At 56.1% G+C, this 12,445-nt stretch carries 9 protein-coding genes; 5 read left to right on the top strand and 4 right to left on the bottom strand.

The features are described 5' to 3' along the window. Positions 1 to 8: 8 nt before the first annotated feature. Positions 9 to 461: a hypothetical protein gene (locus VGH19_03025; protein ID HEY1170321.1), complete on the top strand. Its 453-nt coding sequence runs from the start codon at positions 9 to 11 to the stop codon at positions 459 to 461. A 17-nt stretch (positions 462 to 478) separates the two neighbouring features. Here the strand turns inward: VGH19_03025 and VGH19_03020 are convergent, their stop codons facing one another. Beyond that, positions 479 to 1,552, bottom strand: a complete 1,074-nt coding sequence (locus VGH19_03020; protein HEY1170320.1) for an alpha/beta hydrolase fold domain-containing protein — start codon at positions 1,550 to 1,552, stop codon at positions 479 to 481. Beyond that, on the bottom strand, positions 1,549 to 4,659 hold the full coding sequence (locus tag VGH19_03015) for a heme-binding protein (protein HEY1170319.1): 3,111 nt from the start codon (positions 4,657 to 4,659) through the stop codon (positions 1,549 to 1,551). Before VGH19_03015 ends, VGH19_03020 begins: the two co-directional genes overlap by 4 nt. 416 nt (positions 4,660 to 5,075) lie before the next feature. Here VGH19_03015 and VGH19_03010 point away from each other — a divergent pair, with 416 nt between their 5' ends. From VGH19_03010 to VGH19_03000, 3 genes are read left to right on the top strand one after another with little or no spacing between them, the layout of a single operon-like run. After that, the gene (locus tag VGH19_03010) at positions 5,076 to 5,471 is read left to right on the top strand and encodes a YciI family protein (GenBank protein ID HEY1170318.1); all 396 of its coding nucleotides are present in this window, start codon (positions 5,076 to 5,078) and stop codon (positions 5,469 to 5,471) included. Between the two features lie 19 nt (positions 5,472 to 5,490). Then, positions 5,491 to 6,120: a hypothetical protein gene (locus tag VGH19_03005; protein HEY1170317.1), complete on the top strand. Its 630-nt coding sequence runs from the start codon at positions 5,491 to 5,493 to the stop codon at positions 6,118 to 6,120. Positions 6,121 to 6,129: 9 nt separating this feature from the next. Next, on the top strand, positions 6,130 to 7,062 hold the full coding sequence (locus VGH19_03000) for an MJ1477/TM1410 family putative glycoside hydrolase (protein ID HEY1170316.1): 933 nt from the start codon (positions 6,130 to 6,132) through the stop codon (positions 7,060 to 7,062). Positions 7,063 to 7,137: 75 nt separating this feature from the next. Here VGH19_03000 and VGH19_02995 read toward each other — a convergent pair whose 3' ends face one another. After that, positions 7,138 to 7,899 carry a DUF481 domain-containing protein gene (locus tag VGH19_02995; protein ID HEY1170315.1) on the bottom strand — a complete coding sequence of 254 codons (762 nt, stop codon included), beginning with the start codon at positions 7,897 to 7,899 and terminating at the stop codon, positions 7,138 to 7,140. Positions 7,900 to 8,127: 228 nt separating this feature from the next. On the opposite strand from VGH19_02995, the gene VGH19_02990 reads away from it, so the two are divergent. Next, entirely contained in the window at positions 8,128 to 9,072 is a 945-nt protein-coding gene (locus tag VGH19_02990) for a TIM barrel protein (protein ID HEY1170314.1), read from the top strand. A gap of 164 nt (positions 9,073 to 9,236) precedes the next feature. Here the strand turns inward: VGH19_02990 and VGH19_02985 are convergent, their stop codons facing one another. Then, complete coding sequence (locus tag VGH19_02985; GenBank protein HEY1170313.1) at positions 9,237 to 12,440, bottom strand: efflux RND transporter permease subunit; 3,204 nt, start codon at positions 12,438 to 12,440, stop codon at positions 9,237 to 9,239. Between the last annotated feature and the right edge of the window lie 5 nt (positions 12,441 to 12,445).

Here is a 12,445-nt window from a genome sequence, read left to right as displayed (position 1 = left end):
TCGAGATTATGAAACTCTCTTTGCTATCAAATCGTCCCGCTCTGATGTGTGTCACTCTGAGTCTGCTTGCTCTCACTGCTTGCAGCTCTGAGACTGAAGACCTGGCACCCGCTCCTACTCCTGCTCCTGCAGAAGCAATCTCATTGATCCCTGCACCAGCGGCACCAGCAACCGCTCCCGGAAACACTGCTGCTCCCGTAGCGCAAAATGTTCTCTCCTCCACCGATCCAGCCGCTTATTCACAAAAAGACATCGCCAAGATCATCGAACATCTCGATTGGTTCGCCGAGAATTACATCTCGCAGAAAAATCGCATCCCGACCTTGGATGAACTCAAAGCGTGGAAAGATCCGAATTATCCCTTGGGTCTGCCTGAATGGCCAAAAGCACCAGCTGGTAAGGAATGGGTCATGAATGAAAAGAGCGGCCAGTTCAGTTTGGCTGACGTGGCCGCTCCGTAAATTTACTGCGCAGTAAATTATTTCTTCACTTTCTTGGCGTAGGCCGCGACTTCCTTCGCGGCCTTCGTCTCCTCACCCGGTTTGCCCAAGAAGCCCAAGTCCGTGAACCACTCAACATATCGGTCGAACCACTTCGCGTATGGGATTGCATCCGGCGCATTGCTCCGCTTCACCGCATGCACGCCGCGACCATAGATGTGCATCTCCAGATTCGGCACATTCGCCTTTAGCATCGCGTTGAAATAATCCACCGCCCAGATCGTATGCCCCTTGTCACCCGTGCCCGCGCACGCGAGGAAGCTCGGCGGCACATTCACGGGAATCGCCGTCTCCGGCGCCTTCGTGAACGGCGTCGGTCCCGGATAGATCACTCCTACGAAATCCGGGCGTGCTGAAAACTTCGAGAGCGGATCGCTCGGGTCATTGTTCTTCTTCTCAAACTCCTCGAAGAACAACGCCGCTGGCGATGAAAGTTCCGCACCCGCTGAAAAACCCACGATACCGATCTTGTTCGGGTCCAGATTCCACTCCTTCGCCTTCGAGCGCACTATACGGATCGCCTGCAGCGCATCATTCACCGCATCCGTCGTCGGCTCGTAACCATCCACGCGCAAACGATTGCGCAAGATGATCGTCGAGACACCCAGCTTGTCATTCGTCTCAACGTAATCCGCACCTTCCGGCCCCACCCACAAAATCTTATGCCCGCCACCCGGCGCCACGATCATCGCCGCACCATTCAGCGAACGATCCTTTGCCAGATGCACCTCGATGGACGGATTGTGAATGTTGATGACATTGATGATGCTCTTGCTGTTCCCCTGCGAATTATACTTCTCCGCCTCATGGATGCGCTCCTTCTTCAGCAACGGCGAATCCGGCTTGTAGAGCGGGATGATCATACCACCGGGCTTGATCACTTGCGGTTGGAAAGGCCCATCCGAAGGTTTGCGTTCTGCCACCGGCGCATTTGTTTGCGCTATGGAGAAACATGCAAAAGCAGTCACCGCGAATAAAGTAAGCAACGTCGTTTTCATGGATTTGATGCCGTCCATTTCACCCGTTTCTAAAATTCCGGCAATGTTTTTCATTTCTTGAACACTGTATGTTTAGAATTCCCCTCCGCTTCAAAATACGCCAGCAGATCCAGCACATCCTCCCGCTTCAACACATTCAGCAACCCCTCCGGCATCGCCGACATTCGCGACTCCGCCACGCTCACCACATTTGCGCGCTTCACCGTCGTCAGTTCCTTCGCTAGCGGATTCGCCCGCACAAACATCGTCCCCGCCTCTTCACGTTCCAAAGTTCCTTCGATCATCTCACCATCCCGCAGCTTGAACCGTGTCAGCCGGAATTTCTCATCGATCACCTTCGATGGATTCATGATGTGATCCAACATATCCGCCCGCGGAAACCTGCCACTTACCCCCGCCAGATCCGGCCCCACCACGCTACCACCCATCGCACGGTCTGACGAAAACCGGTGACACGCCACGCACTGCGCCTGCCTAAACGCCGCGCGCCCATTCTCAAAAGACCGCCCCTTCGCCACCTCACCCAGCATCGGCAGCAACTCCTCCATCTTCCACTCCTTCACGAATTGCGCAGGAGGCAACTCCGGCAACTTCTCCTTCACCGGCGCAAGCAACACATCCGCCAGCGCCGACCTTTCTGCCAGCGTCAACTGCTCCGTCACCTCCGCACGGATCGTCTGCAGTGAGAACCCATAATATCTCCCGCCCGAAAACTCCTCCGCACGATTCAACGCCTCAAAATACGTTCGCCGCTCCGCCACCGTCCAACCACTCGTCACATTGCGCAGGAAGAACAAATAATTCAGCCGATCATTCGGCTCCGTCGCAGCACTCAGCAAAGGTATCGTCCGCTTCACCGTCTCCGGCGCGCCCAGATACACCAGCAGCTCGCATAACTTGTTATTCACCCTCCAGTCCTTCACCGGATACCGTTCCTCCATCGCCGCCATCAAGCGCCCGCCGCTGTTTGCCCCCGGCACCCCCATGCGACTAAACGCCACCGCATACGCGCGCAACAAAACCAACTGCTGCTCCGCGCTCAACTTCTCCCACTCAAATCCTTCCATCTTCCGCATCAACGGCTCCAAATGTTCTTTGCCACCAAATCGCGCCAACGCCATCGCGCTATTCAATCCACTCTCAACACCCTTTTCACTCAACACTCTCTGCGCCCACAATCCCACCGGCTGATGCTCCACCGCCGTCCGAGCCGCAAACCGCACAAACACATCCTCATGCCCCAAATACGCCCAAGCCTTCTTCACGACTTCCTCTGAAGAAACAGTATTCCCCCTCGAGTAAAGCCCCTCCAACTCCCTGCGCACTTCCCTAAGTTTAGCGGTCTCATCGCCCTTCGCGCTTAGGACTTCGCCCCTTGCCTGCCCCTCGTATTTCACCCTATAGAGTCCCGACTGCGTCCCCCGTCCCCCCGTCAGCACATACATCGCGCCATCCGGCCCGAACTTCACATCCGTCACATTCAGCGGACGCCCCGCCAGAAACTCCTCCGTCGCGCCCGCATAACTCGCTCCCTTTTCACTGAGATGCACCGCCAGCACCCGCCCGTAAGACCAATCACTGATGAACAACGCCTTCCGATATTTCGCCGGGAATTTGCTTCTCGTACCAAACTCAATGCCCGTCGGTGAACTCACCCCGATATTCACCACCGCTGGCAGCGCATCCGGCGAATACTCCGGCCACATCCCCGTTCCGCGACGCCACCCAAACTCCGCGCCCGGAATCACGTGCAAAACGCGCGTGGGCCGATACCACGGACACCCCAGATCTCCTTCATTATCCGCATCAAACGTGAACATCTCTCCCGCTTCATTGAACGCGAGGTCCAGCGGATTCCGCATCCCGCCCGCGATGAGCGTCCACTCCTTCCCCTCCGCATCCGTCTTCAGGATGTGCCCGCCTGGCGGCGTATTCTGCGCATCGAACATATACGGATCCCACGGACACTCGATCAATTGATCCACCTGATAATCCTGATACGGCTGCGGCCACCTCAGCGAGTTCGTCGCCACCCGCACATCATTTCCGTGCACCAGATAGATTGCTCCATCCGGTCCCAGCACCGCATGATTCCGCCCATGCCCCACCGTTCCCTCCGTGCGCAAAAGCTCCTTCGTCTCATCAAACTTCCCGTCGCCATCCGTATCGCGGAGCCGCACGAACGCCTTGCTGTTGTTCGCATTCACATACAGCGCCCCGTGCGCATACAGCAGCCCGCGACACTCCAGCAGTGAATCCTCGATCACCTCCACGCTCTCCACCGCCGTCGCTCCGATCGTCATCCGCAACAGCCCTCGCTTCTCTCGTGCCACCGTCAATTTCCCCTGCGGATCAAACGCCATCGAAACCCACGAACCCTCCTCCGGCAACGCCGACCGCAACAACTCCACGCGAAACCCCTCAGGCACCCGGAACGTCGCCGGATCAGTCGCCAGCTTCGCCCCACTCGCCAGCTTCCAACTGTTGTACGCATCAAACGCCTTCGCCGGATCAAACGGATTATCCTTCGCCTCCATCGACCCAAAACTCTTCGCCGCACTCCACGCCACATCATTGAATCCCACCTCATTCCACTTCGCCGATGGGTTCCCGCTCACCTTCCATGACGCATCCGAGATCACCCACGCCTGCTCCCCCATATGCGAAGTCGTCTCAAACAACACCGCCAACTTCGGCGCTTTCCCTGAACCCTTCACCGAAAACGCCAACACATTCGTTCCCGTGTGAAGAAACCGCGTCACCTCAAAACTCTCCGCCCTCTCCCGCTGCGATGTCGCTCCCGCCTTCTGTCCGTTCACAAACAACGTCGCCTCCCCCTCCACTGCCACCAGCAGAATCCCGCGTAACAACTCTTCCGGCACCTTCACCACCTTACGATAATAAATCTGCTCCTCTGCACCAACGCTCCCAATCCACTCCGGCACCGGCTGCACCGTCCCCTGCCCGATGCCAAACCCGCTGACGCAACTCATCAAAACTACCCACCACACCAGCACCGCGTAAATGCCCTGAGGCTTCCACCACCCTCGCCCCTCGGAGGGGAGAGGGCCGGGGTGAGGGGTGCCCCCATCTCTCAATATCAGACCTTGGATATATTGGCCCGCCGGTGCAACCGGCTTGGATGTTCGATGTTTTCCCATTCCGCTATTCCTCATATTGCTCATCTCCGTTTACACCCGCAAGACTCTCCACCTCTCATTCATTGCGTCCACCTTCCCACATTTTCCCCGCTGACGTTAGCCTTCCATCGGCTACATCGGCTATATCGTCACAAAATTCCGCCTTTCTCATGCGCCCACTCTGCCATCCTTCCCCTTCCACCGTTAGCCCTCCATGCGCTATATGCGCTACATGGAGACAAAATTCACTCAAACTTCGCAGCCGCCGACATCAGTCGGCGCCCCCCATTTGGAGTGTGGAGGCTTGCCTCCGCTTTCCGCCCGAGGCGGCTTGACGCCTCGACTCCCCCCTCTGAACGTTGGACGTTGAGAGTTGGAAGTTGGACGTTTGCATTTTCCCCCTTCAAACTTCCCCCTCCCTTGCTATCCTCTTCTCAATGAGCAAGGCCGATCTCTCCACCGAATACCTCGTCATCTCTCGTGGCCAATGGGATAAAAACCTCCCGCCCGAACGCATCCAGACCGCCATTGATGACTTCTACGTGTGGATCACCAAGATGATCGAGGACGGCAAGATGAAGTCCGGCACACGCCTCGCGAACACCGGCAAGACCGTCTCCACCAAGGGCATCACGGATGGACCCTACGGCGAGACCAAAGAGATCATCGGCGGCTACTGGTTCATCGTGGCAAACAGTTTGGACGAAGCCTCCCAACTCGCGTCTCAAAACCCCTGCATGCAATGCGGCCTCTTCTACGAGATCCGCCCGTTAGAATACGAACGCGCCTCGGCTTATCGGGAAGGGAATGAGACACCAATAAAAAGAGACTAGTCCAATACCAACGTATCCCATGAGAATTTCCTATTTTAATCCCACTGAAAACTTCAAAGAATGGGAAACTTGGCATGTTGATAAGACAGTCACTGAACTGGAGGCTCGTCAAATTTTCGCCAGCTTCATCGGTCCAGGCAAGTCCCTCAACATATTGCCAGAAGAACAAGATGGCGAAAGTCCCTCTCTGTACTTGGAACAGTATTGGGAAGATGAATGGGAAGTCACCCTCCACCGCGTCATTCATAATAACCTGCGCATGGGGACGGTCACACGCAAACAAGCAGAACGCTTAATAGAAGCTATTTTTCGACAGGAAAATCTGATTTCAGCCACCAATTCCTTGAGAGTTAATTGGACCGATATTCCTAAGGCGCATCATCGTGACTCGCTTTTCCACCACCCAGGCATCTCCCGCATTGAGGATGACGGGAAAATCGTCATGCAAGCAGGCGGATCAGGAGAAAGCGGTATCTGGGACGGTTTTATTTCCTTCGAACCTTCCACCGCCGATTACCAATTCTGGCACTGGCTCGTCACTTCAAAAAAATGGAGTTCATGCGACAAATCCGTCGGCAACGACTTGATAAGCAGGCTTAAGAAAGAGTTTGAACAATCTCGCAATCAATCCCAAGGAAAGTCCGCCTAACTGAATCCGATGAAACTTCGACTCTTCCTAACTCTCCTTGCGCCTTTATTCTTTGCCCAAATTTCCTCTGCCCAATCCACCCCCACCTCCTTCGCCTACATCCTCCAAGCCGACTCATTCGCCAAAACCAAATCCGCTGCCGCTGAAAAACTCACTGCCTGTGATCGCGACTGGATCGTCCTCGACGCCGTCTTCAGCAGCGATTCTCCATGGGAACGCGCCGACCTCGACGCCATTCGTAAAAACCATCCTGCCCGCAAAATCATCGCCTATCTATCCATCGGTGAAGCGGAAGACTATCGCCCCTATTGGCGCAAGGAATGGGGCACCGGCAAGAAACTCACCTCCGCTGCACCGAAATGGCTGGGACAAGAGAACCCTGATTGGAAAGGCAATTATCGCGTCCACTACTGGCACCCCGAATGGCAGCAACTCATGCTCACCGCCATTGATGACGTCATAGCCCGCGGCTTCGATGGCATCTACCTCGACATCGTGGACGGCTTCGAAAACTTCGAGCGCGATGGCAAAAAATTCATCGATGACCGGCTCAATCCTGAAACGAAACAGAGCTACCGGCGCGACATGGTGGACTGGGTCAAAGCAATCGCCGCCCGTGCCCGCGTCAAGAACCCACAAGCCCTCGTCATCCCCCAGAACGGCTCCCAACTTCTCGCCCACGCCGATTTCCTCGATACCATCAGCGCCATCGGCATCGAAGACCTCTTCACCAACGGCGACAAACTCCAGCCAAAGGACAGCTCCGCTTACATTCTCGGTTACTTGCAAAAGATGACCGCGAAACAAAAACCCGTCCTCCTCATCGAATATTCCAAATCACCCGAGCGACAGGCTTTATCAAAGAAACTCACCCAAGAACATCACCTGACCTTGCTCATCACCGATCGTGAATTGAAAACCCTCGGCATATCAGGCAAATAACCACTTCAGCAATACTCATAAAATACAAAACCCCGCCTCACTCCTGAGGCGGGGTCTTTTATCTACAGTCCCTGTTTAAAACTTGTACTTCACACCCGCCACGAACTTGATGTCGTTCTTCTTGCGACCAGCAGCCGGTTCATTGTCGTAGTTGTCCACGATATAGAACTCCAGCTTCACGGACTTCGTGATGTCCGTCTCAATGCCGATCTCGAAGTTGAACAGGTAGTTATTGAAGTCATCCACCTGCGGCAAGAACTCCGCCTTCTGCCAGATGCGCGCGCGATCGCTGATCTTGTATTGGAACTTCTCGCCAATACGCGCCGTCAGGTAGCTCTTGTATTGGCCGCCCACGTCCTCGAACACCACCGTCGGACCACCTTCTGCGCTCAGCACGGTGCGCTCGCTCTTGATGAAGTAGTAGCCGAGACCGGGACCCACATTCACGCGGTAGGAAACATCCGCGATGTCATCATGCAGGTAATCCGCGAGCACATAACCATACAGGTTCTCATTGAAGAGGCGGTTGTATTGCACCGAGAAGCGGAAAGAATCGTTGTTCTTCACGCTGTTCGCCTCGCCATACGTCGCATCCGCCGCGAGGTTCAGTTCGTTCTGCTCCCACTTGCGCATGCCTTGCAGACGCGCATTGAACATCACGGTATCGCTGTTGCCCTGCGTGAGCGTCACGCCAAGGCCAGCGCTGCCTTCCCACTTGGGAGCAGGCTTCGCTACGGCTGCCGGAGCTGCGGCCGCAGCCGCTTGCGCCATCGCCGAGGTGGATAACACGCCTGACACCGCTGCCAACATCCCGGCAGCGACCAGCGTCCGCTTCATTGCAATATGAATGAACTTCATAAATGAACCGCGAACCATAAACGCCATTTCTGCCCTGTCAAAAACTGATTTCGGACATTTTTGCCCTTTTTACGCCTGTCCGCTGTCTAAAGATATATCTCCCCACCGCTTACCTGAACCCTTCTCACTTCATAATTCATACCTCAGCATTCATAATTCCCCTCTTCCATTTCCCCTACTCTGCCCCTATTTTCACTCTCATCCTTTATGAAGAAAGCCACCCAGCCAGATCGCCTTTCCCAAGGCAGCACCAGCCGCCGTGATTTCCTGAAGACCGGTGCACTCGCGGCGACCTATGGCGGCGTGGCCGCTGTGACATCCAAGGTCCAAGCTGTTCCCGCCACCGCGCAGATTGATCCCAAATACCGCATCGAAAAAGGCCGCATCCGCCAGTCCATCATGGGCTGGTGCTTCAAACCGATGCCGGAAAAGGAACTGGCGAAGCATTGCAAAGAGATCGGCCTCGTGGCCATGGAAGGCATCAGCATCGATTCTTATTCTATGGTGAAAGAACTCGGTCTGAAGATATCCCTTGTCGGCAGCCACGGTTTCGCGAAAGGCCCTTACACCCCGGCGAATCATCATGAAGTAAAAAAATTACTGCTCGAACGCATCGACCTTGCCGCTGACATCGGCGCACCGAACGTCATCACCTTCACCGGCATGCGCGAAGCTGTGATCGACCCTGAACAAGGCGCCAAAAATTGCATCAACTGCTGGAAAGAGGTCATGCGCCATGCCGAGAAAAAGAAGATCACGCTCGTACTGGAACACCTGAACTCACGCGATAACACGCATCCCATGAAAGGCCATCCCGGCTACTTCGGCGACAATGTGGATTTCTGCATCGAGCTGGTGAAAGCCGTGGGTTCACCGAATTTCAAACTCCTCTTCGACATCTACCACGTCCAGATCATGAACGGCGACGTCATCCGCCGTATCAAGATGTATAAGGATTACATCGGCCATTATCACACCGCAGGTTGCCCCGGTCGTGGTGAGTTGGATGATCATCAAGAAATCAATTACCCGCCCATCCTCCGTGCTATCTTAGATACCGGTTACACTGGCTACGTCGCCCAGGAATTTATCCCCACGTGGGATGATCCGATCTTAGCTCTCCGGCACGCCGCGAAGGTGTGCGATGTGTAGATTAGCCTTCTTGGACCGCGACTGTGTCCTCTGAGGACCAGTCGCACGACGGTTAAAGCAGGTTAGAGCGGTTTTAAAAATACTGTAGCCGAGTGGGTGAGGAACTGGGAGGGCGGTCTTTTTGGGTTCTGACGTCGTTTCGGCACAGTCACAATCCACAAGAATCAATGCCCATCCGGGCTGTGCGCTGCTCCTGGAGTCATGGCGCCACCACCGCCATTGGCCGTCTTGGCGTTCGTCGGCGTCAGCATCTTCGCCAGCTTGGATTCCTTGATGTCATCCAGCAGCGAGTAAGCCACCGGCGTCACCACCAGCGTCAGCAAGAGCGCCAGCGTCTGGCCGCCGATCACCACCACCGCCACTGCGCGACGCTCTTCCGCACCAGGACCCGAACCCAGCGCCAGCGGGATCATACCCACCACGAAGGTCAGCGTGGTCATAAGAATTGGCCGCAAACGATCACGATTACCTTCCAGAATCGCATGCAATCTATCCATGCCCTTCTTGCGTAACTGGTTCATGTGATCGATCTGCAAGATGGAATTCTTCTTCACCACGCCGAAAAGCACTAACAATCCCAGCGCTGAGTAGAGGTTGATCGTATTCCCTGTCAGCCAGAGCGTCAGGAACGCGAACGGCAATGTCAGCGGCAGGGACAGCAAAATGGTAAATGGATGGATGAGGCTCTCATACTGGGATGCCAGGATCATATACATGAACACAATCGATAGCAGGAAGGCCCAGAGGAATTCATCGAACGTTTTCTGGAATTCCTTGGCGCGACCGGAGACAGCGGTCTTGTACACGGGCGGCAAGTTCATCTTCTTCACCTCTTCGTCCAAGGCCTGGATGCGGTCGGCCATGGCGTAGCCTTTGGCCACACCGGCACGCAGGCTGACCTGGCGTTGACGGTCCAGGCGGTCGATGCGCGAGGCAGTCTGGCCGGGCACGATCTGGACAAGGTTATCCAGTCGGACCAGCCCCGCACTCTGGCTCGGCACATACAGACGCGAGATCGTATCTGCATCATTGCGTCGCCCTTCCGTGAGCCGGAGTTGCACATCGTATTCCTCGCCCATCTGCGGGTCTCGATAACGTGAGACGCGATCATCGCCACCCACCATCACACGCAAGGCCGAGGAAATGTCCTCCGTATCCACCCCCAAAGCGGCGGCCCGTTCGCGATCGATCTCCACGCGCAGTTCCGGCTTGTTGAGCTTCAACGTCGTGTCCGCATCGATGATGCCCATTTCCGGTGCTTTTTTGCGAAGCTCCTCAGCGTACTTTGCCAGAGATTCCAAATCCGGCCCCAGCAGCGAATAATCCACCTCGTAGCTTGGCCCTCCGATGCTGATGGAAGAAGCCCCGGCGCGGACCGCCACGCGCACGTGCGGGAGCTGGCGCAGAGCGGTGCGTATCTTCTGCTGCACGTCTTGCTGGCTGTAATTTCCTTGAAAAATCCTGGTCGGCTCCCGGAGGAACCGTTTCAGGTTGATCGTCCGTTCTTCGTGCGGAGGGATGCGTACATACACGCGCATATTGTTGGCTCCACCGACACGGCTGGCTCCGATGGTGGCCAGATACAGGCGCACTTCCGGTATCTTGCTGAGGATCTGCTCCACCCGTGTGGCCACCTCTTCCATGGCCGGGAGGCTGGTGCCTTCCTGGGCGGTGATGCTGATCTCGAATTCGCCTTCATCCGTGCTCGCGGGCACGAACTCTTGCGGCACCATCTTGTAGAGCGGGATGGATGAAAGCATCACCACCACCGCGCCCAAGGCCACTAACCACCGGTTTTTCATGGCCCACGCCAGGACCTTCACATAGGCGTTTTCCATTTTCCCATACAAGCCACCCCGGGAAGACTTGTGACTGTCCTCTTCCCCCTCCTTCACGCGCAAGAGACGTGCGCTCATCATCGGCGTCAAGGTAAAGGAAACGAGCAAACTCACCATGATCGCCACCGCAGAGGTCAGACCGAATTGGAAGAGGAAACGCCCCGAGATGCTGGACATGAAGGACACCGGCACGAAGATCACCACCAGGCTCAAGGTCGTGGCCAGCACCGCCATGCCGATCTCCGCCGTGGCTTCCCGTGCCGCATCGAACGGATGCATCTTTTTCTCCTCGATGAAGCGAAAAATGTTTTCCAGCACCACGATGGCATCATCGATCACGATGCCCACCATCAGCACCAGAGCGAGCATGGTCACGCTGTTCAACGTGAAATCCAGCGCCCACATCATGCCGAAGGTGGATATAACGGATGCCGGGATGGCCACACCAGCGATGATCACGGCCCGAAAATTCTTCATGAAGGCCAGCACGACCAGACACGCGAGGAAACTGCCCAGCACCAGATGCACTTCGATCTCGTGGATCGCCTCGTAGATGTAGCGGGACTGGTCCTCGATGATCTCCATCTTGATATCTTCCGGGAGTTGCGCCTGCACGGCTGGCAGCTTCTCCTTGACGCCTTCGATGACAGAAACCGCATTCGCATCCGATTGCCGTTTGACGCTCAAGGTGACACAAGGGACACCGTTCAAGCGCGCCAACGAACGCTTCTCCTTCACCCCATCCTCTGCATAACCCAAGTCGCTGATGCGCACCGGCGAGCCATTCACCTGCGCCACCACCAGATCGTTGAATTGCTTCGGGTCCGTAAAACGTCCAAGCGTGCGCAATGATTGCTCGGTGAGCGCAGAACGCACGTTACCGCCCGGCACATCCGCGTTCTGTCGCGCGATAGCGTCACGCACCACGGAAATAGGTATCTTGTATGCCGCCAGCCGTTCGGGGTCCACCCACACGCTGATCGCGCGTTGCCAGCCGCCTTGAATCTCCACTTCACCGACACCGACGGACCGCTCAAGCTGTACCTTCACGATCTTGTCCGCCATCTCCGTCAGTTCCCGCTCCGGTCGTGTTCCCGAAAGCGCGATGGTCATCGTGGGCGACCGGTCACTATCGAACTTCGTCACCTGCGGCGGATCGATGTCACGCGGCAATTCACCCAGCACACCGGAGACGCGATTGCGCACGTCTTCCACCGCACGATTCACATCCCGGCTGAGGTCGAACTGGATGATGACGAAGGAACTGCCATAACCGGAGATGGAGCGCAGCTCCGTGATGCCCTCCACTGTGTTCACCTGCTCCTCGATCGGCTGGGAGATGAGTGTCTCCATTTCCACCGGCGATGCACCCGCCAAAGTAGTGGAGACATATACCGTAGGGATATCCACCGGCGGCGTGCGGTCCACGCCCAGTTTGAAGAAGCCCGTCGCCCCGATCACCACGAGCGACATGATGATCATGGTCGCGAAGACCGGGCGGCGGATGCAGATTTCAGCGAGCTTTTGCATACAGC

It is taken from the genome of Verrucomicrobiia bacterium (genome assembly GCA_036405135.1).
GTDB lineage: Bacteria > Verrucomicrobiota > Verrucomicrobiia > Limisphaerales > JAEYXS01 > JAEYXS01.
Note: the sequence above shows the minus strand (reverse complement) of the source record. Positions and strands in the feature narration are given on the sequence as shown.